At 33.5% G+C, this 26,763-nt stretch carries 33 protein-coding genes; 5 read left to right on the forward strand and 28 right to left on the reverse strand.

All coding sequences use genetic code 11. The annotated features are described in order from the left end of the window. Position 1 precedes the first annotated feature (1 nt). From IGL70_RS14170 to IGL70_RS14225, 12 genes are all read right to left on the reverse strand, one after another. On the reverse strand, positions 2–328 hold the full coding sequence (locus tag IGL70_RS14170; RefSeq protein WP_207494788.1) for a hypothetical protein: 327 nt from the start codon (positions 326–328) through the stop codon (positions 2–4). Continuing rightward, a complete protein-coding gene (locus IGL70_RS14175; protein ID WP_104857890.1) occupies positions 318–524 on the reverse strand; it encodes a hypothetical protein in 207 nt (68 codons plus the stop codon). Before IGL70_RS14175 ends, IGL70_RS14170 begins: the two co-directional genes overlap by 11 nt. A gap of 11 nt (positions 525–535) precedes the next feature. Then, positions 536–1,366 (reverse strand): hypothetical protein, encoded by an 831-nt coding sequence (locus IGL70_RS14180; protein ID WP_086325195.1) that lies wholly within the window; start codon positions 1,364–1,366, stop codon positions 536–538. A 360-nt stretch (positions 1,367–1,726) separates the two neighbouring features. Further along, complete coding sequence (locus IGL70_RS14185) at positions 1,727–2,476, reverse strand: hypothetical protein (protein ID WP_104889507.1); 750 nt, start codon at positions 2,474–2,476, stop codon at positions 1,727–1,729. Between the two features lie 2 nt (positions 2,477–2,478). Further along, positions 2,479–4,089: an FIVAR domain-containing protein gene (locus IGL70_RS14190; protein WP_438734873.1), complete on the reverse strand. Its 1,611-nt coding sequence runs from the start codon at positions 4,087–4,089 to the stop codon at positions 2,479–2,481. Next, entirely contained in the window at positions 4,082–4,471 is a 390-nt protein-coding gene (locus IGL70_RS14195; RefSeq protein ID WP_113844048.1) for a hypothetical protein, read from the reverse strand. Before IGL70_RS14195 ends, IGL70_RS14190 begins: the two co-directional genes overlap by 8 nt. A 37-nt stretch (positions 4,472–4,508) precedes the next feature. Beyond that, on the reverse strand, positions 4,509–4,613 hold the full coding sequence (locus IGL70_RS14200) for a DUF3789 domain-containing protein (protein ID WP_113844049.1): 105 nt from the start codon (positions 4,611–4,613) through the stop codon (positions 4,509–4,511). Between the two features lie 99 nt (positions 4,614–4,712). After that, positions 4,713–5,576, reverse strand: a complete 864-nt coding sequence (locus IGL70_RS14205; RefSeq protein WP_113844050.1) for a hypothetical protein — start codon at positions 5,574–5,576, stop codon at positions 4,713–4,715. 54 nt (positions 5,577–5,630) lie between these two features. Beyond that, positions 5,631–7,142, reverse strand: a complete 1,512-nt coding sequence (locus tag IGL70_RS14210) for a peptidoglycan DD-metalloendopeptidase family protein (RefSeq protein ID WP_338133335.1) — start codon at positions 7,140–7,142, stop codon at positions 5,631–5,633. A gap of 91 nt (positions 7,143–7,233) precedes the next feature. Then, complete coding sequence (locus tag IGL70_RS14215; protein WP_104889626.1) at positions 7,234–8,238, reverse strand: class A sortase; 1,005 nt, start codon at positions 8,236–8,238, stop codon at positions 7,234–7,236. 145 nt (positions 8,239–8,383) lie between these two features. After that, a complete protein-coding gene (locus tag IGL70_RS14220; RefSeq protein WP_240187871.1) occupies positions 8,384–11,581 on the reverse strand; it encodes an MSCRAMM family protein in 3,198 nt (1,065 codons plus the stop codon). 223 nt (positions 11,582–11,804) lie between these two features. Further along, a complete protein-coding gene (locus IGL70_RS14225) occupies positions 11,805–12,698 on the reverse strand; it encodes a LysM peptidoglycan-binding domain-containing protein (RefSeq protein WP_113844051.1) in 894 nt (297 codons plus the stop codon). Positions 12,699–12,854: 156 nt separating this feature from the next. Here IGL70_RS14225 and IGL70_RS14230 point away from each other — a divergent pair, with 156 nt between their 5' ends. The 3 genes from IGL70_RS14230 (at position 12,855) to IGL70_RS14240 (ending at position 14,336) form a co-directional block, all read left to right on the forward strand. Beyond that, a complete protein-coding gene (locus tag IGL70_RS14230) occupies positions 12,855–13,100 on the forward strand; it encodes a hypothetical protein (RefSeq protein WP_016631580.1) in 246 nt (81 codons plus the stop codon). 53 nt (positions 13,101–13,153) lie between these two features. Continuing rightward, on the forward strand, positions 13,154–13,576 hold the full coding sequence (locus IGL70_RS14235) for a hypothetical protein (protein WP_113844052.1): 423 nt from the start codon (positions 13,154–13,156) through the stop codon (positions 13,574–13,576). 556 nt (positions 13,577–14,132) lie between these two features. Continuing rightward, positions 14,133–14,336: a transposase gene (locus IGL70_RS14240; protein ID WP_113844053.1), complete on the forward strand. Its 204-nt coding sequence runs from the start codon at positions 14,133–14,135 to the stop codon at positions 14,334–14,336. Positions 14,337–14,386: 50 nt separating this feature from the next. Here the strand turns inward: IGL70_RS14240 and IGL70_RS14245 are convergent, their stop codons facing one another. The 8 genes from IGL70_RS14245 to IGL70_RS14280 form a co-directional block, all read right to left on the reverse strand. Next, positions 14,387–14,662, reverse strand: a complete 276-nt coding sequence (locus IGL70_RS14245; protein WP_113844054.1) for a hypothetical protein — start codon at positions 14,660–14,662, stop codon at positions 14,387–14,389. Further along, the gene (locus tag IGL70_RS14250; RefSeq protein ID WP_185079731.1) at positions 14,659–14,805 is read right to left on the reverse strand and encodes a hypothetical protein; all 147 of its coding nucleotides are present in this window, start codon (positions 14,803–14,805) and stop codon (positions 14,659–14,661) included. The genes IGL70_RS14245 and IGL70_RS14250 overlap by 4 nt, the downstream gene beginning before the upstream one ends. A gap of 22 nt (positions 14,806–14,827) precedes the next feature. Continuing rightward, positions 14,828–15,004, reverse strand: a complete 177-nt coding sequence (locus IGL70_RS14255) for a hypothetical protein (RefSeq protein ID WP_113844087.1) — start codon at positions 15,002–15,004, stop codon at positions 14,828–14,830. Positions 15,005–15,054: 50 nt separating this feature from the next. Then, entirely contained in the window at positions 15,055–15,273 is a 219-nt protein-coding gene (locus IGL70_RS14260; protein WP_096710568.1) for a hypothetical protein, read from the reverse strand. A gap of 67 nt (positions 15,274–15,340) precedes the next feature. Further along, positions 15,341–15,496 carry a hypothetical protein gene (locus IGL70_RS14265; protein WP_438734875.1) on the reverse strand — a complete coding sequence of 52 codons (156 nt, stop codon included), beginning with the start codon at positions 15,494–15,496 and terminating at the stop codon, positions 15,341–15,343. Between the two features lie 250 nt (positions 15,497–15,746). Next, positions 15,747–16,004, reverse strand: coding sequence for a hypothetical protein (locus tag IGL70_RS14270; RefSeq protein WP_016631592.1), 258 nt, complete (start codon positions 16,002–16,004; stop codon positions 15,747–15,749). Between the two features lie 892 nt (positions 16,005–16,896). Further along, the gene (locus IGL70_RS14275) at positions 16,897–17,202 is read right to left on the reverse strand and encodes a hypothetical protein (protein ID WP_016631593.1); all 306 of its coding nucleotides are present in this window, start codon (positions 17,200–17,202) and stop codon (positions 16,897–16,899) included. A gap of 190 nt (positions 17,203–17,392) precedes the next feature. Further along, on the reverse strand, positions 17,393–18,889 hold the full coding sequence (locus IGL70_RS14280; RefSeq protein WP_113844055.1) for a primase C-terminal domain-containing protein: 1,497 nt from the start codon (positions 18,887–18,889) through the stop codon (positions 17,393–17,395). A 699-nt stretch (positions 18,890–19,588) separates the two neighbouring features. Between IGL70_RS14280 and IGL70_RS14285 the strand changes: the two genes are divergently transcribed. Then, positions 19,589–20,419, forward strand: coding sequence for a ParA family protein (locus tag IGL70_RS14285; protein WP_104660678.1), 831 nt, complete (start codon positions 19,589–19,591; stop codon positions 20,417–20,419). Between the two features lie 2 nt (positions 20,420–20,421). Next, complete coding sequence (locus tag IGL70_RS14290; RefSeq protein ID WP_010721052.1) at positions 20,422–20,808, forward strand: DUF5388 domain-containing protein; 387 nt, start codon at positions 20,422–20,424, stop codon at positions 20,806–20,808. A 210-nt stretch (positions 20,809–21,018) separates the two neighbouring features. Here IGL70_RS14290 and IGL70_RS14295 read toward each other — a convergent pair whose 3' ends face one another. The 8 genes from IGL70_RS14295 to IGL70_RS14330 form a co-directional block, all read right to left on the reverse strand. Beyond that, positions 21,019–21,072, reverse strand: a complete 54-nt coding sequence (locus IGL70_RS14295) for a hypothetical protein (protein ID WP_219350043.1) — start codon at positions 21,070–21,072, stop codon at positions 21,019–21,021. Between the two features lie 159 nt (positions 21,073–21,231). Beyond that, positions 21,232–22,554 carry a C39 family peptidase gene (locus tag IGL70_RS14300; RefSeq protein WP_113844057.1) on the reverse strand — a complete coding sequence of 441 codons (1,323 nt, stop codon included), beginning with the start codon at positions 22,552–22,554 and terminating at the stop codon, positions 21,232–21,234. 394 nt (positions 22,555–22,948) lie between these two features. Continuing rightward, positions 22,949–23,563, reverse strand: a complete 615-nt coding sequence (locus IGL70_RS14305) for a recombinase family protein (protein ID WP_113844058.1) — start codon at positions 23,561–23,563, stop codon at positions 22,949–22,951. 242 nt (positions 23,564–23,805) lie between these two features. Next, positions 23,806–24,084, reverse strand: a complete 279-nt coding sequence (locus IGL70_RS14310) for a type II toxin-antitoxin system RelE/ParE family toxin (protein WP_002326674.1) — start codon at positions 24,082–24,084, stop codon at positions 23,806–23,808. Then, on the reverse strand, positions 24,071–24,325 hold the full coding sequence (locus tag IGL70_RS14315) for a type II toxin-antitoxin system RelB/DinJ family antitoxin (protein WP_002326673.1): 255 nt from the start codon (positions 24,323–24,325) through the stop codon (positions 24,071–24,073). The genes IGL70_RS14310 and IGL70_RS14315 overlap by 14 nt, the downstream gene beginning before the upstream one ends. A 284-nt stretch (positions 24,326–24,609) precedes the next feature. Next, positions 24,610–25,272, reverse strand: a complete 663-nt coding sequence (locus IGL70_RS14320; protein ID WP_240185970.1) for a hypothetical protein — start codon at positions 25,270–25,272, stop codon at positions 24,610–24,612. A gap of 531 nt (positions 25,273–25,803) precedes the next feature. Then, on the reverse strand, positions 25,804–26,502 hold the full coding sequence (locus IGL70_RS14325; protein WP_104853520.1) for a DNA/RNA non-specific endonuclease: 699 nt from the start codon (positions 26,500–26,502) through the stop codon (positions 25,804–25,806). 2 nt (positions 26,503–26,504) lie between these two features. Continuing rightward, complete coding sequence (locus IGL70_RS14330) at positions 26,505–26,750, reverse strand: hypothetical protein (RefSeq protein WP_086325261.1); 246 nt, start codon at positions 26,748–26,750, stop codon at positions 26,505–26,507. Positions 26,751–26,763: the final 13 nt, after the last annotated feature.

Below are 26,763 nucleotides of genomic sequence, written 5' to 3' on the forward strand. Positions count from 1 at the left end.
TCTATCCTCCAATCCAACCCCATACTGTATTTCTAATCCAATCAAAGTTTACGATAACAATTGCTCCTACAAATGCACCAAACGCAATACGTTTTGCCCACTGAGCAAGCTCCATTCCAAAAAATCGGCAAGCTCCATAAATTAACAGAACAATCCCTAATCCAATATTAGCATAATTTTTGAACTCACCACCTAACCCTGTTTCAACGTCTTTCAACGTTCCTTGTACATCAGCAAACACAGGATGGGCTTGAGAAAAATCTACCCATGCTAAACCTAAAAACATTTGAAGAGAAGCCACTAAACGTTTCACTTGATTATTTACCATATTGAATTCCTCCTTGATTATTTTGTCTTCTTTTAATCTCTTTATCGATAATTTCATCAATACATTCCATGTTTTCATTGAGATAAAGCTCATGTTGTTGGTTCAACCACGTGTCGTAATCAACATTTTTTAGTGTCATAATTTGTTGTACACGTTTTTTTAACATGTTTTGTTCTGATTTTGTTTTCTTTGCCATTTTTATCTCTCCTAATTCGTTTCATGTATTATTTTAGGGGTTATTAATTTGAATGGAACTTCTAAGCGTAACAAGAAATCTCGCTCATGAAAGAAATATTTTGTAGGAACTCGTTTAACATAGTGTTTTTTGACCCCATATTCTTCATAGCGATAGCCATGTACTTGAAATGTCTGATTTAATTCCAGTTGAGGTTTAACAACCACGTAATAATCAAAATCAAAGAGCATTTCTAATCGTGTTTGTATGGATACGACAATTTCACTATCTAATTCCCATAAAGCTATTTTTTCATTTTCAGCTTCTTCTTGAGTAGAAAAACTTTTTATCCACGCTTTTTGAGAAGAGTTCCATTGATACCCTGATCGATAAAGTTTCCCTTTGATTGAATAACTATTTTTTACTACTACATATAGTGGAATTTCAGACTGTTCAATATTCCATGTTGAAAATTCTCCACAATTTTCAACGATATCATTAATACATCCTGTTCCTGCTAATTCGATCAATTCATCTAATGAAAAAAAGCCACTGGATATAGCAGCTTCCATTAATTCTTGATAAATTGGATAAACTCCTTTGGAGTCGTCAAACAGTTCATTATTAATTTCTTCAATGTGACAAGCTAAGCAATATAAACCTGTTAAACATTGTTCAATTGGTTTTCTAGTTAAATTATTGATCTCTATTGTTCGTTCAAAAGAATGATAACGACCATTTCTTGATTTTAATTCCTTTAATAGAACTGAAATCAAAAAATATTTATAAGCTTCAGCATTTTCAAAGATTCGATCAATAATCTCTATAAACGCTGTTTTTATCGCTAATTCTTTTTCGTTCATAAAAAATCCTTTCTGGTGGTGCTCTCACCCAATAGTTCTTCATATTATTCACCGTAACAAAAAAAGCATAAATCCTAAGATCTATGCTTTACTTTGAATAGTCGATTCACTATTCTACTGATTTTTAATTTCATTTGCCTTACAGCAGGCAAATAAATACCTAAAACAGAAAAACTAAAAAAGATATAAGTGATTCTAGCAAGTAGTGAAACCTCAAAAAAATTCACCAGATTCGCTAGAATAAATGATATAGAAAAGAAAAAATAAACCGTTTGACATTTCAAACTTGTCTTAAAAATAAAACGTCTCTCTACAAGTATAGTCAGCAATAGAAAAACTAAAAAGAAAAGAGAAAAACAATTACTTATTCCATTCATTTTCTTCTGCTCCTTTAACAGCCACTCTCATGACTTCTGATTCTACAGTTGGACTTTGAAAGCCTGTAGTAATTTTTAAAGGATATGGTGACCATTTAACTTTATAAATGAAAATAGTCACTTCCTCTGTTATAAGCGTTGATAAATACCTTGATTTGATTGTTCTTTCAGTCAATTCTAATTTATCTAATATCATATTTGAAAGATGTCTTGGAAAATACTTTTCTCTATGTTTCAGTCCATATCGTATATTTGTATCAGATAAATCAACTCCTTCCATTTTCAACCTCTTAACTAATTCTTCATCATGTATTCGATTATATTGTCGATACATAATATATAAACAATACGAAATCAATAATTTACTAATTGATTCTATTAAATCCTCTGTACTTAGTACGAATAAACCAAACAAACCAATCCCATAAAATCGTCCAAAAATCCCTATACAATTTTTTAAAATGATTCTTATTGAATTTCCGAAATACCAAGAAAAAAAGCAATACACTAATAGCATTGCTACAAGTAGGTATAACATTGTCTCCACAATTTCTTGCAATGTAATGCCGTTTACATTTGATAGTTGGAAACTAGTCATCGAAAGTTCTTTCAGTTGTTGCCAACCTAAATAACAGCAATAAAAATAACTAGCTACTAAACTTAGTTTGAGTAAGGCAAGTAGCCATTTTCTCATAACTAAAAATTGATACTGCCACTTCCAGTCCGTATACATTCTCACACCTCTTTTTCAATTAGTGCATTCTTAGCACTTTCAAGTGCTTTTATGGCTTCATTCACTTGTTCTTGTGTAGCATTTTCATTGCTAAACACACTATTAGCAGTTTTTAAAGTTTCTTGTAACTCAGCCCATGATTCCGGTGTATATTTTTCTTCTTGAAGTGCCGAAACCGTATCAATCATTGATTTCAAAGCTGTTTTATCTGCCTTTTTCACTAAATTTTGTTTTGCTTGGTTTAAATCCTCGATTTGTTTTTGTACTTCTTCTTGCGTGACACCTTCTTTTTTAGCCAATTCTTTTGATTGATTTAGGATAATTTCAAATGACATAAAAGAGTCACTCGTATAGTCTTCAGACTTCAGAGAATCACATTCTTCAATCAAACGATTTAAATAGACTAAGCTTAAATCTGGTTCATCAATTTTCTTCAATGAATCAAATGTACTCTTGAGATTGTTATATGCTTGATTGACATCTTCTTGAGTAGCATCTTTATTGTTCAAGACAGCTTCACTCTCACCAATTGCTTCATCTAACGCTTGAAGAGATTCAACAGTATAAATTTGTCGATCGACTTGCTTAGTTTTTTCTAACAATTCCTGTAATTCCGTTTTATCTCCACGTTTCACTAATTGATCCATCGCATGATTTAATTCAGATACTTGAGAATCTATATCTTGTTGTGTCAATTCTGGTTCATTATATACAGCTAATGCTTGCGCATATACTCGATTAAAGACTTCGACTGAAGCAGTAGTATATAGTTCTAAATTAATCGACTGTGCTTTTTCAATTGCTTCAGCTAATGAAGCTTTATTTCCTTTAGGAACTAATGAATCAATGGCTTGCTGAATACGTGTAGCTTGAGCATTCACTTCACTTTGAGTTGAATTTTGGGCATTTAACATTTGTTGTCCAATACTGATTTCTGTTTGTAAAGCTTGATAGCTACCAGATAGATAAGCTGAACCATCAATATTTTCAGCATAAAAAAGAACCTGTTGTAATGCTTGATAATCAACTACTTCCACTGGTGGTACAGGTGTAGGGTTGGGTTCAGGTTGTGGATTATCTGGCTTCACAATTGGTTCTTCTATTGGTTTACTGGATTCAATTTTATCATTGGACTGCTTATCGTTCTCTACTTTATTGATTATTGGCTTTGTATCATCCTTGTTAGAAAGATTGTTTAACCAATTCATACCTGTAGAATTTAATAAGTTTTCTCTTGCTTCTTCTTGTTTTTTAGCTTCCTCTTTCTTGTTAGATAAAACTTGTGAAACATGAGAGATTTCTTGTAATTCTTGACGTGTTAAATTAGGAGAACTACTTTCAGTAGAATAACTGATTCCTGCCCTGTCATATAAATTGGAAACCGATTCTTCAGTACTATTCTCAGATTTAGTAGTTTCTTTTCCCTTGTTTTTTTTCGTTTCTCTATTTCTAGTTGTTTTCTTTTCTGATTTCTTTACAATACTAGAACTGGTTGGCTCTTTTGTATCTTGCTCAGCAGAACAACCTTTCAATAAAGCTACTGAACACAAACTAATCATTGCAATGCCTACGACACTACCACCAATGAATTTAGTTCTTTGTTCTTTATTCATTACACTCTTCCTTTCTAATATATTTATTTACTTCTTCAGTAAATTTGCTTCGATCAATCCCAAAATTTAATGACCCACTCCTTGACTGAAGAACCCTCAATATAGGAATTTCTTGAACAATCCTTCTCTCATTATTTAAAATACATAATTTCTTAATGTATCGAGCATTTGGCAATTGGTTTTGATAAAATCGTTTCTTTTTGATTATTTTTTCTGGCAAACAATAGCAATATTCAGATTCGATTATACCGCTCTTTCCTTTTCTCATTTTTCTTGAAACACGAGATTTGATAATATCTTTCCTATAAACAGTAAAAATTAAGTCCTTTTCTTTTAATACAAGATCCCTCACAGGATATAAATTCGATTCTTGGTTGTCCAAAATAAAAGTTCCTCCTACAAATTAGATAAATCTGTTTTTATTCTCTTCCAAATTGTTGATCTTCTTGTTTTCCTGCAACTAATAGTGCCATGATTCCTATTCCAAACATAGCACCCACAAACAGACCTGCACAAAATAACATATGAATCTCTCCCTTCATGGCAATATAAAAACAGCCTTATTTCCTAAAATAAGACTGTTTGTGTTTCAAAAGTTATTTTTTATAAGATTGTTTAAGAAGCTAAAAATAATTTTCTATAAATAAACCTTTTTCTAATATCTGTTTCCTGTCTTGAACTATTTTTACAAAAGGTTGTTCAAAATATAAGCGTACCTTATCATCTTCTTTTATTTCAGACAGTGATTGATTTCGTCTAATTTGCAATAAACCATTTTCAATATATCGCTCTATTTTCAATGTAATTTCACTACCTTCTAAAACAATTTCATTGTGTTTAGATCGATTTAGCAATTCACGTATTTGATTATACGCTGACTGATTATTTATAATATCTATACAAGTTACACAAAATATAACTTCTCTGATAAATATATAGAAAATAACCGTTAGCACTCCCCATATAATTCCTAGTACGCAAAATAGTCCTTGATATATTTGTTTAGAAAATGGAGTAAATTGATCTGAATAGAAATAATGATAAAGAAAAAAGTATGTCAGGAATATAGTTATTAAATTCCATGTAAAAGTCCATAAAAATTCGGATAATGGAACATATAAATTTATCTTATTAAAATAAAAATATTGTTTATTATTTATTTTGATTGATTGATAAAATAAAGCAACATAAGCAATTAAACTAAGAAATAGTGAAACAATAACCAAAATCAATGGATCTTGTTCCGAATAATGTGCTATATTCAATGGCTTATAAAATAAAGCAACTACTACTTGTATTGATAATATATTGCCATTAAAAACAGAAGCAATAAGTCGGTCAACAAAAAAAATAAAAGTTGTAAATACTATTGGAAGACTAAAAAAAACTAAAAAATGTCCTCCGTTCTTTATTTTTCTTATATTCTGATATATTTTTATCAATAAATTTAAATCCATAAATAATAAAAATACTCCTATGATTAACAAATTATCCTCCTAATTTTATCATAGTTATTTTTTAAAATAAAACAGCCCTATTCCTTAGAATAAGACTGTTTCTGGATCAACCAATTGTGATTGATTTAAACTGTGATCTAAACATAATTCAAAATGCAAATGGCTACCTGTACTGTTTCCAGTTGAACCGACATAGCCAATAATTTGATTTTGTTCCACTTTATCACCAACTTTGACTTGATATTCTTGTTGGTGCGCATATAAGGCCGTTGTACCGTCTTCGTGCTCGATAGCTACATAATTCCCCCATGATGGGTGAAACTCTGCTTTAACGACCGTTCCTGCCTTGCTGGCATAGATTGGCTCACCTTGTGGCGCTGCTAAATCTAATCCTCGATGAAATTCTCCCCCACGAGTACCAAACGGACTAGAAATCGTGTAATTCTTTAATGGAACGACATACCCTTTTTTGTTTAGTTGTGGGCCCGCTACTTCTTTATCATACTTGGTTAAGTCATAAGTTTCGATTAACCCATTTAATTTTTTATCGTAGCTAGTGTCTGTCGCATAACGACCTGTTAGAAACTTCGTTGCTTCTTGATAGGTTTTTGCATTGGTTTTCCAAACCCCATCGTAGAAATAGCTATTTCCTGTTAAGCCCTCTTTTAATAGTTGAGCATAGTCATTTAAGCTATCCTCATAGTTCTCATACTGTCTAAAAGTTGCCTGAGTAGTATAAAGTGTCCCATTACCTAAATCTTCTTGTGTCGCAAAAGAAACGCCTTTTCCGTTATGTGTGCCTTTAATACCAAACAAGTTGTAATTAGGTGCTTGAGCTAATTGACTTTGACCACTAGCTGATTCTAAAATCGCTTGAGCAATCATGACGGAAGCATACAAATCATTTTCTTGTCCGATCTTACGAGCAGATTCGCCAATTTTACGAATAAAACTTTCGACAGACTCGTCTTTTTCAAAATGAATGTTTCCTTCGTTATCCTGTTTGCTAGAAGGAACTAATTCTTGAATAGGCGCAGTTGGTGCTTGACGGTAAGCTTTTGACTCTTCTTGCACAGTTGGTTGGACTTGTGCCTTTGTTTCTGCTTTTGGTTGCGTATTTTGTTCAGTTGTTGAAGGCTGTGTCGCAACTGATTGTGAAGGAGTGACTTCCGCAGGGGTTGTTGGCTGTGTCACTTCTTGATTAACTGATTCACTTGGTTTGGTAGTTGGCTGTTCCACAGGCTTCGTTTCTGAAGGCTTAGTAGTATCCTGTGTATTATTTTCTGATTGACTAGAATCTGTCGTACCAGGAGTAGTTGTTTCTGGTTTGGACTCTGTTGTCTGTGAACTATCTGTCGTTTGATCGATTGATTCACTTGGTTTTTGCTCGGGTTGTTCAATGGAAGAATCAGTTGTGGTTTCTTCCTTAGTTATATCTGTACTAGCTGTTGTAGAATGATCTTTATTTACTGTAGTTGATTGTTCTGTCGAAACAGTTGGTTGTTCTTCGTCTGCTAATACTTGTAAAGGTGTTGTGACCAACAGTTGAGATAATACAACCGTTGACGTTAATATAGAAAATTTTCTCTTTTTCAACACTTCTAATTCCCTTCTGTCCATTTTTTTATAAGATAAAAAATTTTTTTGAAGATTTTGTAAAAAAAGAATAAAATCTTTCAATAAAAAATTATTCTACTCTGATTTTCCACTGGAAAGTACCGAATAACACCAACAGATAAACTACTGAAGCTGTTATTAGCACATACATATCATTACATTCTTTGACTAACCAAATACAGTACCTTTCAAAAGAAGAATACACTTCTTTTTCTTCTTTCGATACACTAGTTTTGTTATCCTTTTTTACTAATTGATTCGTAGACTCATGCTTTTCTGAAATAGTGTCATAATCCGACACGGTATCCGTCGAATTTGGCACAATTGTATTATCTACTTGTTCTTGATCTTGAACAACAGAATCAAGTCCTAACTTCTCTTTTATCTCATTATCTGCTTCACTTGCAGGATAAGAAGAAATAAACACTCCTTGCACCACCGCTCGTTGAGTCGTATTTAATCCTCCTTCACATCGGATAAAAGTAATGATTGGCATTTCTTCTTCCTTAGGCTCGTCTAAGAGTTCCCCTTCTGATTGACTTACTACTTGATTTTTTGTTACTCGATACTCATAAACATTGGCAAAATCCGTAGCATAAATCAAAGACCCTTCTGAAGTCTGACGAAGATTTTTTAATGCACCGCCACCTCGTACAAGGTTATGAGCCAGTAATACATAGTTGCCTTTTCCTAACCGTTGTTCTGCTCGATATGTTCCAACGCCTACCATTAGATTTTCGTTGCTCATACCAGCCAAAATTTTGGTTTGGATAGATGAACTTGGAATATACACCGCACCAATTCCCCATTGGTTCACAATATCCTCGTAATGCAATTGAGCTTCCGCAAATTCTTCCGCATGAACAGGCTGAATTAACAGTGGATTGAAAGAAGCTTTCGCATTTTTACTCTCTTGCTTTTTTTCTACTTGTTCTTCCTGTTGGATTGGCGAACGCAAAGATTGACTACGATTGTCTGGCTTTTGCAAAAGAAAATAGCCATAAGCAGTCGATCCTACAATAAAAAATCCAAATAATATCCAGATAATCAAAAAAGACTTTCTCCATTTATTCATGAATCATCGCTCTTTTCTCTAAGCGATTGATTTTTAGTAAAGTACTCTGTGAATGTTCTTGTCATATTGATTGCCCACCTTTGTAAACAAATTTTACAAAATAGAAAAAGCTAAACGCCTTTTCAGACGTTTAGCCTAGTTTGAATTACTTATTCGCATGTTGTTTTTTCACATAGATGAAAGCACCTACGGCAATTACCATTACTACAGCAAATACGCCAAATACCCTTGCCCCATTTAACTCGCCTGAAGTTCGTGGAAGAATTGCTTTAGGAGTGCTTGGAGTATTTGGAGTTACTGCTTTAGCAGGAGTTTTCGCAGTTAACGTTTGTTTTTCATTTTTCAAATCAAAGTGTTTTGCATACTCATTTTTGTGTTCTTTGTCAGTATAGGCAATATGAGTCGCAACTAATTTTTCGCCGTCTTTCAAAGTATTCGCTTTGTAGTTATAAACCGCTTTGAACTCATAAGTCATTTCGCCTGCTTTGTGTTCTGATTCGTCCGTACCTACAACAGTAACTTTTCCATTTTTATCAATTTTATGGAATTGTGTTACATAGTAGAATGTTTGACCGATATCTTCTTTAGGTACAGTTGCTTTTACTTCATCAATTAATGTTTGATCTTTCGTTGGATCAAATGTTTTTCCACCATCTTTTGTTACGAATAATGTTTCAATAGTTGGCAATTCAGGCACGACTGGACGAATCGTTTGTTCTTTATTCGTTAAGTCGTTGTGTTCTGCAACTTTTGCTCCATCTTTAATGAATAATTCTTCCGTAAATACGTAAGAGACAGTATTGTCATCTTTTGAAGTATCTACCATTTGCTTAATAACGTCTTCTGCTGTATCGCCTTCAGCTACAAAATCATGAGAACCTTCCCAAACAACTTTAGCATTGTCATAGTCGTCGTTAACGATTCTCCAAAGTTTGATTTTGTTTGTATATTCGACACCTTTTTCAACGTTAGTAATTGTAGCAACGTCTTGCATTGGTGTTTCTTTTGAAGGTGTAAATGTTTTTTCTCCGTCAACAGTAGCTTTTGTGCGGATAGTTGGCATTTCTTTAACTTTATTAGTTAAGAATAATTTGCTTAAATGAATCACATTTGAACCTTCATTGATTTTAGCTTCTGGTACAGTCAATGTTTTAATTGGTTCTTTTTGTCCGTCTTCAGTAATGGTAAATGTGTATTCACGTTTTTCAGCATCAAATTTGCTGTTAATGATTAAATCTTTAATTGTTTTGTAGCCTTCTGGCGCTTTCACTTCTGTTAATTCATAGTCACCATAAGGAACATTTTCAAATGCAAAGTAACCATCGTAACCGTCTTTATTTGTCACTGTTTTGGTACTGATTGTTTCGCCTTTTGTGTCATTGATTGGTGTTAATTTGAACTCGATTCCGTTGTAACCAGATTTTGTGCTACCTGATTTAGATTCTACATACTTAAAGCCATCTAACGTAAATTTCACGACATTTTCTTTAGAAACAGATTCTGTCGCAATCACTTGTGTGTCTTGATCTTTATATGTGATTTCAAATTCACGTTTTGTATTATCAATTTGGTAACCTTCTGGCGCTTTTGTTTCTTTCCAATAATATTTTCCTAAAGCTAAATGTTTAACACTTGCTTTTTGAAGTTTATCAGTCATTTCAAAAGCAATTTCGTCACCTTCTAATTTGTTTCCTTCCACATATTCTGGTTTAAACGCTTCTGACCATTTCACTGGAGTTCCGTCTTCGTGGAATAAGCCATATTGCGCACCGTTGAATGTCGCTTGCCCTTGTGTTTCTGAACCTGTTTCAGTGTCAACTTTTGTTAATACAGTTGATCCTGTCACTTCTTGATTCGTACCTTCAGTATTTTTTACAATAACCGCAGTTGTTTGATTCGCATATTCTATTTTTACTGTTACTGGTTTGAATGTGTTAGCAAACCCATTAGAAGCTGTTTTCTCCGTCACTACATAAGTACCTAATGGCAATTCTTTATTTGTTTCTGCATGTCCATTTACATCCGTTGTAACTGTTGCGACAACTTTTCCGTTTGCATCATTCTCATGGATTTCAAACACATTTCCTGCTAGAGAATAATTACCATTCCACATATCTTTACCAGATTCTACACCTGATTTTTCGATAATGATTTGTCCTTTTGCTTGTTTATTACGTTGTGTCAATGTAATTGTTTGACCTGCGACAATATCACCTTCTACTACATCAGAATCACCAATAACTGATCCTAATACATAAGGAGCAGGTACAGCAGTCTCAGTTGCTTTAACATGAACACCATTTAACACTTTAATTTTTGGTGATACTCCATTTTCGTCAGTAGTTACTTCTGTTTGAGTTGGTGCAGTTGAACCTGCTGGAAGATTACTATATTCTAATTTGAATCTTGTACCTGGTACTGGATTCCCTGTTTCTTTGTCGATTTTTTTGATTTGAAATTCGCCAAATGTTTTGATATTGAAATTTACTTCATATTTAGCTGGATCTTTAATTGCAGAAATGTATACACGTTGTGATCCTTGTTTTTCTAATGCAATTGGTGTTCCTTCCATATATGAACGCTTATATGAAACTTTACCATTTTGTATATTAGGGTCTGTTGGAGTAACAGTTACAGATTTTCCATCTGGAGCAACTGCCCAATTTACTTTTGCAGTATTTGAAATTTGTGTTTCAAATGAATTTAAATTAATAGCAGAATTTAATGTTTTAGATTCACCATAAGTTAAATCAATCGTTTTACCATCAAATTCTGGTCGTTGTTTATATTCCGCAATCTTTTGATATAACAATGCTTTTCGTTGTGCATAATTAGGGATACGAGGAATATCATTGACATGAATATCGTAAGGTAACAGTTCCCAAATAACTGATTGTGTGACAATACGATCATTTTCATTCGTATCTCCAGAAATGCCTAAATCCGGATTATTCCAAATAGCAGACGCAATTTGCGCATCTCTCGGAATATCACCAGCAGTTACTGCTTGGTAACCAGGATTATCGCTAGAAATAAATGGTACACCTGGTTGAACACAAAAAGTCATGATATCAATGCCACCATCATTTGGTTTCACTGCCATTGGCGCAGTAGCATCGCTCCATGCTTGACCATTACGAGTTCCGTACATCATGTAGACATTACTAGTATCATAGTAAACATTTCCTGTTTCTCCTGGTTTCATGGTAAATTCATCTGGCACAGCCGCCTGAACATTCCCACTGCCAAAACCAATCCCCACAATACTACACATTAAAAAAAGTGCCATCATTATGGGCTTAGATAGAAAAAATTTTTTTAACCAATCATTTATTTTTTTCACTGCATAATTCCCTCCTAAAAATTTGATAAAAAAAAGACACTAAAAAGATTTTTTAGCGTCTTAAAAAACAATATTAAAATGATTTAATACAAACTTTCTTAAATACGATGAGTAATAACCATAAAAAGCATAATGAGCCAGTTTCATTGTACTCGTCACCTCCTTGAAAATAATAGAAAAGACACATACAAAAAATATGTGTCTTTATATCTTATATTAATTTTTATTTTTCTATTGCAGCTACTCCCCATGTACCGCTGACTGGACAGTTATCAGCATAGTTATCAATCCATGCAGTTGCTTCCGCTTCAGTATCGAAAACATGTGTCCCTTGTACTATATTATAGCTAGTATCTAAACCTTCATATACGTCATACCAAACTGTATATTGCATTTCTACTGGTTTATCTGGATTTGTTGGTTGACTTGGATCGGTTGTTGAACCTCCTGTATTTCCTCCAGTTGATCCACCTTGATTTCCTTCGTTATTACCAGGATTAGATGGTGTTGTTTGTCCTCCACCAGTGTTTCCACCTGTTGAACCATTTTGATTATTATCTGGTTGTGTTGTGCCGCTATTGTTTTCTGGTGCGCTTGGCGTTGTTGTTCCAGCATTTCCAGTTGTTTGACCACCAGTTTGTGTGTTCCCTGTTACTGTGTTACCAGTTGAAGGTGTCGTCGTATTTTGAGTTACTGAATTAGTTGTATTATTGCTGGTTGTTCCTTGTGAAGTTGCCGGTTGTCCAACTGGTTTCGTTGAATCTACTTTATCTTGTGGCTTAATAACTGATTGTGCCACTGTTTCTCCTTTGTTGTTCTGAACAGTTGCTACATTTCCAGAGAAAATTAGTTTATTGCCTGCGTAGATTAAGTCTACATTCGCAATTTTGTTCATGTCTGCTAATTTTTGTACAGAAATGTTTGTTGCTTGGCTGATTCCACTTAGCGTATCTCCCCAAACAATCGTATATTCTTTTCCATTTGTTTTTGCAATATCTGCTGAGATTTGTTGGACTGTTCTTGGTGTCCACTCTGCTGCACTTACTTTCTCGTGAGCTGTTGCTAACGCAACTCCACCAACTGTTACTCCAAGAGCTAGTACTTTCATTAATTTCATATTCTTATTCCTTCTTTCATTTTGTTTTTATATTATATTTATATAATACTATTACTATTATATAATTACAACCATTTTATATTAGATTTTTTAATTTTTTTCTTTTATAATATCTTTAGTATGATTTTTATTAATTAATAGAACAAGGAGAAAACTATGGATACTAAAAACATCGCTGAAATAAAGCAATGGATGAATAATAATCTTGTTACTAAACAAGAAGCTCTAAAAATTACTGGACAATCTGCTCAAGGATTTCAACAATCTGTTCGTACTAATATGATTGTTCCTTTCTATGAGAGCAAGGATGGTAAAGGCCCTGCCATCGTACGCTTGTATTTAAAAAGCGATATAGAGACCTATGCTAAACAACTGAAAGCTAAAAAACAGAAACAACAATAAGTCGTTTCTGCTTCTTTATCGAAAAAACAATTTTATTATGGAGAATAACTATTATGAAGAAAAAATCCCTCATAATCCTATCACTCAGTATTGTACTGATATCTGTACTTATCATTGCTTTTTCTCTGTCGAAGAAAACAGAAACAAATAACCAATCAACCGTTGAATCTTCTTCCTCGGTTATTTCAGCTAATTATCGCTATCCATCTTTGTCGAAAGTCAAAGCCTGTCAAGGCGCGGATATTCAAGTTTTGGGGAAGACTCAAATTACTACTGTACTCTTCCAAGATAAAAATATTGCGGTTCTTTCCCCTGAATCTGGAGAAAAAATTCAGTTACCAATAAAAGTAACGGACAAAGAGAAAAATTTATTTGAAATTCCAGAACTGAAATATGCTCCAAAATCTCTAAAAATAGGGGATACTTTTGGCTTAGCAAAAAAAGAAGATTCTTATTTCGCTTATAGAGAAAAATGAGCATACTTTCACTTCTAATTATAACAAATTTTTTATAGAATGTTACGCTTTCATTCATAAAAGATCATTTTGGAGTCATAATCGTTTATTACTTACGAGGGAAGTACCCTCGTAAGATTTTTTATGAAAAGAAAGGAGAAAAAATGAAATTAGTTGTACTAGTAAATAACTAGCAAATCTCAATTACTTCCATAAGAAAGTAACTGAAATTTGTTAGTTATTTTCCTGTTTAAGTGAATTTCACACTCATTTTCCTTCCTTTAGATTTGCCATACGTCACAAAAACAGTAAAATCTCTTTTTCCATTTTCATGGATTTTTTCTATCAGAATTTCTCTCACATACTTCTTGTCGATCTTGCAAAAGAAATATCATGAAACCAACTAGTCCAAAAAAAATTAAAAAATACCCATTCATATAATCATCCGTTCTTTCCTTGTTTTTTGTTGATATATACGAATAACTGCATAAGCTACTGCATGTATCCTAATAAAGTAGACACATTTTTTGGTATACTATTAAATAAATAGACAGAAATTTTGAAAGGAATTTTTAATATGGTAAATAACAGAAAATCACCACGTAAATTTGACGAAGAGTTTAAAAAATCCATTGTAAAACTTCACGAAAGTGGTAAAACTCAAAATGCTTTAGCTAAGGAGTACGGCATTGCTCTTTCTTCAATTGCTCGTTGGGTCAAACAATATTCTGAAGTAAAAATGTTTGAATCATCCTTTTTCCACCTCTGCTATCTCCCATAATGGTCGTATTTTATAGAATTGCTTTATTTCACAGCTCATGGAACGAGTTCCTATGCCATAATCAAATATTGACGCGACATACCTTCTTCCAATTGGTAATAGACCTTCACTCGTTCAAATCGCTTCAAAAGACCGAAAAAACAACGTTTTTCTTTAGGTGAAAAATTCGCGATATATTGACTTACTGGAAGCTTTTGATCCTTTCTCTTCTTGATCTCAGCTAAAATGTCTTTCTCGAAACGACGAATCATTTTTTGCTCTTCCTGTAAATTGAAATTCTGACTAAACCCATCGACTAGAGGTCGATAATGATAACTTGTTCTCATGTTGTCACTTCCTTCTTTCGAGGAAGAACAAGGATAACTAATGGCTCAAAGATTTTTTTCGCAAGAATCCATTCATTGGCTTCTTTTTTGCTTGGACAGGAATAATACACACGTCCGGTATGTTTCCCCATAACCTTTACCATAGGCATTCACTCCTTCTCTTAATTACTTGTCTCGAAATGCTTTACGTATAACATATTCGTTATTGATTATTCGCTCTAAAGAGTCACAAGGATAAATTCTCTTGTTGTTTTTCTTTTGGTCTTCTTCTACGATCCACTGAAGTTTTTGAATCGTTTCCTCAGTGACCGCAATCTTGATCCTTTTTTTCTTTGTTCCCATATTCAGGTGTCCCCTTCTCTATTAGTAGGTGTCCCCTCTATTTTTAATATCTAAGCAGTTCGTAATTTCAATATTCGTACAACCTGCCCGTTTTGAGTGACATAATTTGGAGGAATCGCCTGGCTTCTTGATAATTCAGCCAACAACTGGCGATAACGTCTTTCTGACCACTTATGTTTCCTCTTTTGCAGAGAAACATATTCAGCCATTGAAATTTCCTTGCGTTTTCCAGATTCTAAAAAGCAAATCAATCGTTGAATTTCCGTCATTTGGACGCCTCCTAGTAAAAAATTTCTCTTGTTTACAAGTAAATCAAATAAAAGTTAGTGTTCGTTGTTAGGTGAAACGATAACCTGGCATGTTAGGTAAATGCTCAACCTGTGAAACACAAATCACTCGAAATGTTTCAAGTATCAGAAATCCTTCTGCTAACAGATAGTTACCAGAGTAACCCTTACCTGCGCTACTTATTTCTCCGCCATTTGCCTTCACAAAATCTCCCAAAGGTTCACTACGTCTTTAGGTACTGTCCTTCCAAACACGACCGTAGATTAGACAGCGAGAATATCTACGACTAGTAAGAAAACATTCATATCTCCTTCTAAATCTTTTACACCTCCTCATTTAGAAACCAGACGGTTTTCTTACACCCTTAAACTGTGTTCTTTTTATTCAGTTTTCAAGGATCAAAGTGTTCACAAGTAAAGAGATTTACTTGTAAACAAGAAAAATCTTTTCAAGGTTAGCTACGTTTCAACTTGTATGGACGAGATAAAAACAACAGTCCTTCTCGTTTCTTTTTCCGTTTCGCAATCACACAATTTCCTGCACCGACAACGGTTCGAGTGGAACGATAAAGCAAAGAAACTGGTCGGATTTTCTTTGTTTGACGATCAATAAATCGTCCGTCCCCTAAATTTGCCCAAACACTGTTGTCATAGAGCTTAATTGTGATTGCTTGCTGTTTCAGATCTTCTACTGTACAAAATTTCCCATACATTCCTTGACCTCCTTTAAATAAAAAAGTGTCAAATCATTGTTCCACTTGTTGTCGAACAATGTGGAACTCAACAAAAAAGAGAGAGACTAGCTACTACCTTCAAAGATAATAACAGTCTCTCTCTTTATGCCACCAGAGCCTTCCTCACAACACGAAAATAATATACGCACTGTACCTGATAAAATTAGATACACTACTCCATAAACTTTTAATAAAACTAATACAAGTACAAAAGACATGATTGTTCATTACTACAAATTTATGGTATTATTGTTCACGTTGCAGGAAGCCCCTGCGGCAAAAAGGAGCAGCACCGTTAGTCTCTGTAACGGTCGGGGTAGAAATCGATGACCTTTGAAAGAGTTGGCGCTCTTTCTCAGCGAGATTTCTAAACCACTCCTTTTTTTGTTGAGCTCTACATTGCACAGCAACAAAAAAAGTATATTTACTTTTAATTTCATTTCAATTAGGAAATTTCTAAAAAAACGATAACATATTCATTCACAATGCGCAAATAAATTTGCTATTTTTATTTTCCACATTTGAAAAAGTCGATAACAGTAGGCTTGCATCCTCCTCTACTCACAAAATGATTTACTCATGAATAAATTTGAACAGCTGCTCGATCAATTGACAAATTAAGTATGGCATATTTATTTTCGTTTGAGAACCCCAAAAAACCTTAAAAAAAACAGGGAAAATGCCTGAAATGTTTATACTAAATTTTTATTAAGGGTACTTGACAAATGAAAATAAAGCGCTTTACCCATAAAGATCTTTACAAATATAGCATATCACAAAATATTTTAGCGAACAAGAGTTCGTTTTTCTTGTAACATTACAATTACGAATTATAGTTGTAACATTCGTAATATTTGAAATGTATTTAAAATCAATCCAGACGTTTCTTCACCTTCTTTCCCTTCTTGAATCCTACACGTTCACGATAACGGTAATAGTCATCTTGTAATTTTAACAATTCCTCATAGATCTCCCCCATACTTCGGCTAGAAGCCAAACTCAAAGCATAAATAAACGACGCAGGTAATGTCTCTACCGAACGCTCCCTTGTTACCCAACTAGCCACCGTACCTTGATTAAAACCATAAAGTTCACAAAACTGCTCCACTGGCATACCTAAATACCGCAAGATATACACGTTTACCGCATGAGAATACACATACAACTTCATAGACATAAAAACCCCTCCTTCAGATAGCTACACATCATTACATACGTAATAATAGCATATAACTAGCAAACAAAAGAAAGAGAAACAGCAAAAGACCAAGAAACACTCGCAGATATAACACAGACTAACTAGACTAAGAAAACCTCTAGAAGTATCAAAGATATATTGTAAAAGGCAATTGACGTCTTTTATTTTTTCAACCTGTATCGACTTCAAATAACCTGATTCCTTGGGCTTCTTTCTCAGGGATTAGTTGTTGGATTGTACTTGTCCATTCATCGATGGTTAGCTTAAACTGCGCAATGATTCCTTGAATAAAGGCTTCTTTGGCTTCTTTCTTCGCTTGGATCAAACTTGCGACTAACACACGTACTGAAGCAAGTAAAAGTCCGCCACTACGCCCTTTTTTGACATGGTAGAACACTTTGTGTTCTTGTTTTAAAGAACTTAATGCACGATCCAGACTGCTTAGTGGCATATTTAATTGTTCCGCCAATTCTTTTTTAGACAGTTTCAAATAAGGCATACGAAGATCACTTTTTTCGCTCAAATAGCGCATGATGTCTTCTTGCCATTCATGTTTATGACTATATTCTCGTTGCTCACGTGGTTTCTTGAACTTCCACCACCCACGACGTTGGATAAACAACTCGCTTTCTTGAATGTCTGAAGCGATCCATTCTTGGCATAATTCCAAAATAAAGTCACGATTGGCGGCTTGATAATTGCCAGAATACGCACTTTTGACAATCTTTCGCACTTCGCCTTCAGACAACGGCTCATTTAAGCGTTCGTTAAACTCAAACATGTTATACTCACAGGTTTCTTGTCCGTAACCAGAAGAATAATAAGCCAAAGAGAGTGTAAAAATCACGTTATTCCGTCCTAAACGACCTTCTCCCCCGATAATATCTGCTTTTCGTAGCAACAAATCAAACCAAGGCTCATCGATTTGGCGATACTCTTTTTTCTCAGGAAAAACAATCAATTTAGCGTTTCTTTCTGCTTCAGTTTTTTGGTTAGACGCCATTTTCATTGACCAATTCAACCAATCAGAAAAAGAATATTGATTTTCTAGCTCACAAAATACGATATTTTGGTGGTTTGGGAATCGAGCAATCCCAAAATGGTTACAACCTACATCGATACCTGGTAATTGGTTAGCTAATTGTGTCCGAATCGTTGTAGAAATACGCTTTGCCACTTCAATAACTTTGAAATTACTCTTTTTCGTCACATAAGCAGGTGTTTTTAACACAAAGTAAACTTGATAGCCATGATCCGATTCTAAAATCATTGTTGGCATATACCCTAATTCATCTACACAAGCTAAGAAAATTTCTCCTTGATGGTTTTCTTTAGAATCGATATCCACGACGAAAGTATTGATTTGGCTTAAATTATTTTCTGAGTGTCCTTTGACAACCGAACGGTTTTCGTCTGTATAAGTCCCATAGCGATAAACGTTTGGTGTCCAATGGGTCAGTTTTGACTGATTTTCTAAAATCGCTTCTTCAGACGTAATAACCATGCCACGTCCTGCGTTCATCAATTGTTTGCTGCGGTACGCAAAGATAGCACCATTCCTACTGGTATTCTCATAACCGACAGGCTTCATGGTGCTGTTTCGATATTTGTATGTACGAATGCCTTGTTTTAGCAAAACTCTATAGCATTGATCTAAGTTTTCCATCCTAAAATTTCCTCCGAATTGTATTGAAAAAGAGAACACATGCCAATTTAAAAAATGGTTCTGTGTTCTCTTTCAATATTCGGCTTAAATTCCTAGAAAAACCTAGAAAAATGTCGCTTTATCTATTGAACTGCTCGCTCTAAATGTGCTATAATTTAAGCACATTTGTAAAACAACTAAGTGGTTTGCGAGACCACTTAATTATTTATTGAGACGAGCGCGAACACATGAGTCTGTTTCATGTGATTCAGAAATAATTGATCCGACCAAAGTCAATTATTTCCGTCTCTCTTTTTTTATGTATTTTTTTCATTAATGACAGTATCACATTCAGAATAAAATTGTAAACCATCAAATTTAATTTTATTATACTATCTAAATTTTTTTTAGATAGTTCTTTTTTATTTATATATACAAATAGTACAATATACAAATAGTATAATATACAAATAGTATAATATACAAATAGTATAATATACAAATAGTATAATATACAAATAATATTTCCTTATTTTTAAGGGTTTTTTATTAGGTTCATAAAATAATTTAAGTATACAAATAGTACAATATACAAATAGTATAATATACAAATAGTACAATATACAAATAGTAAATTTGCAAAAATATTTATTGTAGTAAGAAATTATCTATGTTAAAATAATTTATGTAGTAAAAAAATATCGTTAGGAGCGGATAAATATGGCTAAAAAAATCGTATTTGGAAATTTCAAAGGTGGGGTAGGTAAAACAACAAACTCAGTTATGTTTGGTTATGAATCAGCAAAAAAAGGAAAAAAAGTATTACTATGTGATCTAGATCCCCAGTCAAATTCTACTCAATTACTTAATAGAACTTATACTAGATTACACAATGCTGAAATGCCTAATGAAAAAACCATGATGGTAGCAATTCAAGAAGAAGATTTATCAAGTGCAATAGTCAATATTATGCCAAATCTTGACTTATTACCATCACACAAAGACTTCGTTGACTATCCTGACTATATGGAACTTGTTTATCCACCGACCATTGACCATTATAAAGAACAAAGAATAGCTCATTTTGGAAAGCTTCTCAAAGAGATTGAGAAAAATTATGACTTTATCATTATTGATTGTCCACCAACTATATCTTTGTACACCAATACAGCTTTATATACATCGGATTTCTTAATTATCGTTTTACAAACTCAGCAACGTTCTCTAGATGGAGCAGAAGCCTTTTGGGAATATGCTCAAACTTTTTATGATAAGTATCCTACAGTAGATTTTGATATTGCTGGTGTATTACCAGTATTAATGAAAAATGATTCTGGAGTAGATAATCAAATAATTAAAGATGCTTTAGAAAGTTTTGGTGAGAAATATGTCTTTGCTCATATAGTTAGACACATGGAGCGTTTAAAAGGTTATGATAGAACAGGAATCGCTGACAAAGATTTCACAGATAAATGGGATTTTCATGATATTAAATTGCATGATTTTTATTCTGAAATTACTGACGAATTTCTTCAACGAATAGGAGAGTAATTATGGTTAAACAATTTAAAAAAGATCCTTCACGTAAAAAAATTACACGAGAAATTCCAGAAACAGAAACTTCTAAACCAAAAAAAACATTTAGTATTGATGATTTTGTAGAACAGCACAAACAAGAAAGTCAAACAACCGATAATACAAAAGAAAGAAAAGTTGGAAGACCTAAAAAAAATAAAGTCTATGGAACAATTAGGATTCAAAAATATAATGTTAATCGAGTAAATGCATTACAGAATACCTTAGACTATGAAACACAAGACGATTTAGTTGCTAGTTTATTAGATAGACTAGAAAATTCTATGTCTCAAGAACAACGGTTAATGTTTGATATGTATATGAAAACTTATGAGGCGCGCAATAAGAAAAAAGAAAACAAATAATATTTGTATATTTTACTACTAATAGTATAATATACAAATAGTAAAAAAGATTACTTTGCTATATTTGCAAACTTCACATTACTTTGCTATACTTAAAACAAGAAAAAGGAGCTGTGCACTAACATAGCCCCATGTAGAACCGTTAAAAAGACGGTGGCAGTTTAATAGTTCTTATTTTAAACCATCTTGCTAGCCAAAGCGAAAGATGGTTTATTTTTTATTGTCGTTTTTGATAGCTAAAACTAACATCGCAAATGCAATCATTAGCTGTAGCGCCTCAAACACTGACAACTCAGGCTCTCCTTTCCTTAGATTTGATACTTACACACATAAGCACCACCTCCTAGAATGGATTGCCACCATCTTTTCACTTTTCTACCGCTCAATTATAGCATATCTAACTCTTCATGACATTGCTATTCATTAACGAACAACAACCGCATATTTACGAGCATTATAGATATTCTCGAATGTCGTACGACTCATCCAATAAGAACCACTGATTGGATCAGATACATGTACCTGATTACTTCCTTTATTGTAACCGTCCAATGTCACTGCATGATTATTATTCACTGCTGCACCAAAACTCCAATTTCCCCAACGAACTGGTTGGAAATTAATCGTAACCCATGCAACCACAGGATTTCCGTTCTTCACTTCATTCAACAACGTATTCATAGAACTTCCTGAAATGTTTTGTACATTCCCATATTTTTGTCCCCAAGTAGTCAGTGGGGCAGGATAGATAGCAGAATATGTCCATGAATTTTCGACAAACGGACTACCAACAAATCCATTATTCGGATTTCCATTCGGTGACTTAGGTATCGTGTTCAAGAATTGTCTCAAACTCCAGTTTGTCAACTTTCCTTTATATTGCAAAGCTTGTAAGAGAGAAGCTCCTTCACAACCACTTGGCGCACCTAAAGCATACTGATTATAATTTTTTACACCTAACAATCTGTAATCATCATTACTTGGTTGTCCATTTCCAACTGCATACCAACCTACACCTTCATATTTCCAACCTTGTTTGGTAATCACACGTTTTTCGTTCTCATCTAGCGTATAATGGTGCCAATTAACTTTTTTATTGTACAAACGACTGACTGGAATCCCATTCGCTCCTTTGTACGAGTACCAACCAATTCCTTCATATGTCCAGCCTTGTTTTGTAATGCTATCTCGCTCTTTCGCATTTAACGTATAGAAATGCTCGCCGTTATAGCGATTGTATAAGCGATAAACTGGATCACCACTTGTGGGCGCCTGCCAACCAATTCCTTCATAATTCCAACCGATTTTTCTCAAATGATCTCGTTCTCCAGTATCTCGTGTGTAAAAATGTTCTCCACTATTAGGGTTGAATAGACGATACATAGGAATTGTTTTAACTGCAGCTCTTGCACTACGGCTCATCGAACCATCCATTAGTGCTTCTTTTGGTGCTTGTGTTGCATTCGCTTCACTTTGTCCTGCCTTTTCTGGTGCTTCCAGTGTAACTTCTTGTCCATTAATAATTGCTGTTTTTGGTTGTTCTACATTACTTGTCTCGTTAGTAGTTGTTGTTTCCATTGAAGATTGTGTCTCACTGGTCACTTGTGTATCTTCAGTAGAAATCATCGTTTCTTCAGTAACAACTGTCGAATTTTCTGTGTTTATTTCCTCTGCAGATATAGATTCTCCTACACTAATACTAGTCAATATACTGATACTTGCTAACAAAAAAAGATAACGCTTCATTGTCTCCTCCTGATAAAATTAATTTCACAATAAAATTATACCGACTAAAAAAAACGTATTCAATATTTATGAAGAAAAACAAAAAAACTTCTGCCCATAATTGAACAGAAGACTGCAAAAAATATTCAAACGGTTAGGAGTGGGAACAACGACAGAAATATCGTTGACGATAAAAGTATATCAAACATTCTAAAACACTGCAATATCTCTTACATGCCTAAAAATCAACTGATTACTTACTTTCGTGGATTTCATAGAATCATCGCTCAAAGGAATCTACACATCATAATTTATCTTGTTCACCCAACTATACAGCTAATTAATTCAAAATGATCTTAGAATCGTCGCGTGAACACATTTTTTTAACGCTATTAAACCATTCCTTTTGATAATATTATTTTTCATCATTTTTTATCTTCCTTGCTTCATTTGTTATACCATATCTCATCCTGTATCTCCTAAATGTTCTGCGATTAATCCCTGTTTTTTCTTCCACTTCTTTGTCTGTAGATCCTTCTAAAAATAATTCAAATGCAAGCTGAAGGCGTGGATCATTTTCTCTATATTTAGGCTTCCCTCCTTTATATTTTCCTTTAGCCTTAGCAAGCACAATTCCCTGTTGCTGCGTTTCACGAATATATCGGCGCTCTTCTTCCGCCTGGTACTTATACAGTTCGATAATTAGATTATTGAGTAGGCGACGCAAATTATCATCAGTTATACCTGTTAACGCTGGTAAGTTCAAAACTTCCAGTGTAGCTTTCTTCAACTGAATCAAATTCATCGTTTCTGTTAACTCTTTATTATTTCGTCCAAGACGTTTTAATTCTGTTACAACGACAATGTCACCTTCACGAATAAATTTCATCATTTTTTGAAATCCATCACGATTAGTATCTTTTCCACTTGCCTTATCAGTAAAAATTTTATCACACTCTGATAACAATTCTAATTGTCGATCTAAATTTTGATCTAAGCTACTTACTCGAGCATATCCAATTTTTGCCATAGAAAAATTCTCCTCTAAAATAAAAAAATTACTTTATTTTAAAAATCCTGTTGCCCAACTCTGTTGACCTCTTAGAAATCCAAGTATATCATGAACACACTAAAAGTCCAACAGGGTATACTCTGTTGGACTTTATAAAGTGGGACTTTTTGACTTAATTATTTGGACTACTGAAAGATTTGTGGAATGAAGAATCAAAAAAGAGGAAGAAACTTTTAAGTTTCTTCCCCCACTTCAAGTTTTTATAGAATTTTGTCATGACTACCTGTTCTAACTAACGTAAGAATTAGTTTTTTACCATCTATTTTATAAATAAGCAACCAATCTGACTGTACGTGTAATTCTCTAAAACCTTTCCAGTTGCCTTGAAGAGCATGATCTTTATATTTCGTTCTCAATACTTCTTGCTCTTGATTAACTAACAGATTAATCACTTTTCTAAATTCTGTTTCATTGTAATGCTTTTTCATCATTCGTTTATAATCACGTTTGAAACTTGGTGTAAACTCAATCGCCAGCATTTAATTTCTCCATCAACTCATCTACAGAAGAAACTTTTGTAGTAATACCATTTTCTGCTTCATATCTAGCTATGATATCTTCTCTAGGTTCATTACCTGGTTGAAAAGGTAATTTTCTCTCCCGTACACTTTGCTTCAGAAAAACAATGACTGCAGTTGATAAGTCCATCCCGATTTCTTCGTAAACTTCTCTCGCTTGTTCTTTTAATTCATCATCAATTCGAATACTTAGTCTTGACACCTTATCACTCCCTTTAATAATTATATTATATCACAAATCAAACACGTTGTACACACATTGTATGTACAACGTATGTACATAGTAAACCTAAAAACGTATATTGAATAATCAATACTTGCCACTCAACCTAATATAAGAGTACAACGAATGAAAAAAAGACAAGCCTATTCGCAGTAGGCTTGTCTTTGTGCTTCTATTGTACAAAATCTTCACATTTCGCAATTGTATTATAGCATTTCTACCTCAAATGCACAAATTAAATATTCGTTTATAACTATAACTTCTTATTTACTTGTTTTTCTTATTATAAATGGACGTTTACGATTTTCTTGTTTCTTTTGATTAGAAGTTACAATATTCTCTTCCTTTGGTATAGTGATATAGTCTGTCTTTTTGAACCCTTTCGCAACTTTTTTCAAAAAAAATGGTTTAAATTTCGGTTGAGTGAAAGTTACTTCTTTATTCAATTCTGTCGGTTTATAGACTTGAATAATTAATAAATGGTACTTTTTACCTTTAACAGAAAAGATCACAATATCTCCTACGCCAATTTTCTTATGAATAGTTGGCGGTGCTTTAAAATAAACCTTTTGCTTAGTTTTGTGTAAGGTTTTATCTCTCAATTCTAAAAATAGCCCTTCAAAAATTGTCTTTTTGTTTATTAATCGTATTTTAGGTAGCTTTTCTCCTTTTTTTACAGGGAGAATACTCGGTGCTTTATTAAAAATTTTACTAATAATCGCAGTATACTTATTTTCTTCTTCTTCAGATCTACCTGTAATGATGTTTTTTACATAAACTAATTGACCATCTTTAGAATACACAAGCATTCCCTTTTGAATCTTTTTTTCTAGTTTTTTAGCTACACGAAAAGTAAATATCTTATTTTTTAAGTAGACGGAATCATTTATCCTTCCATGTGCTGGCTGAACATGAACAGCTTCCACTAACAACTAGTTCACTTCCTCTTCATTTAATATATTGACTTCTTATATTGGCAATTTCTCCAATGATATACTATGAAAAAAACTATGTATAAACATAACCTCTAAAATTGCTTTAGAAACAAAAAAATGCTATCGTAAACTTACTACGTCTTGAGTATAACATCTATATGTCAAATGAAAAAGATAGGTATTGCTTAAAACTTCATTACTAAGCAGTACCTATCTTTTTTATTATTTTACATATTTTATCTGAAGATTTTTCAATGACTTCTTACAATTTCTCGGTAGTTCTTCTACAACATATACATCCCACGAACAAAATAAGTAAATCATTGTTCCTGCAGACAAAATAACTTTCCATTCGATGGATAAAAAGCTAATCCAAATACCTACTGTTAATATAAGCATTGCTAAATTACTATTTATTTTCTTCATCTTGATTTCTCTCCATTCTCTTGTTAGAATGGGCGTGGATAGTAGATTGTTGGGGGTTACTTTTTACGGAAGTAACCTCTATTTTTACGCCCTTGATTAGTTTTGAACCCTAGAATTTCCTGTTTGATAGTCAATGACATAACCTTCCTGCGTGTTATGAATATAAACATTGAAAGAAAGTCCATTATCTTCTATACTTTGCGCTTCCATTTGTACACCTCTAGCAACCAGTTCATTTCCTCGAAAATCTGGTCTCACTCGATAGCGAACATGATTTCCTGTTCTTCGTAAATATTCTGCCACTTTGTTTTCATACTCTACCATTGCAGGAGTGTTGAACGAGCGTGTACCTGTCATTAAATTTCTTGGATTATTATTTTCTCCAGTCAACTGGTAACCAATCAAATGGCAACGATTGTATAGATAATCACCATTCTTCATCTTCTTTTGTTTCCAACCTGTTGGTTTGATATATAATCGTTCCCTTTCTTCAGTCGGCATCATACTTTTGTGCAACATAGCATTCGCTTCACCTACTCGGTTTAGTGAATCTAAATCAGAAAATACTTGCCAATTCCCCTTATCTAGAGACAAGTCTTTCGAAGAAAAAGTTGGCTTATTATGATTTTTTACTTCTACTTGATCTGAAGTATGTTCCACTTTTTTATCAGATAACTCGTTAAATGTTTGATCGACAATCGAAGTGATTTGCCTTACTTCTTGTGGCTGAAATACACCAATTCCAATACCTATCGCACCAATAAATACGACAATGCCTGAAATAATTTTTTTCAAAACTACTCTCCTTCTGTTTTTATTTCTTCAAAATGCGTCGTTCCTTTTACCAAAGCATATTTCTTTTTGCACTTTAAGCATTCCCAAACATACGTATCATAAAAATGCCCATTTTTCATATAAGTTTTGTGTTTCGCTAATTCAGAACAATCACATTTTACATAAGTTGGTGGCCAGCAATGTGCCTTATTAAAATAATCTACAGGAATATAATTTCTTCCCCAAAAACACTCTCGATTTGAAAACATAAATATTCTCCTT

Source organism: Enterococcus sp. DIV0901a (assembly GCF_051711525.1).
Taxonomy (GTDB): domain Bacteria; phylum Bacillota; class Bacilli; order Lactobacillales; family Enterococcaceae; genus Enterococcus_B; species Enterococcus_B faecium.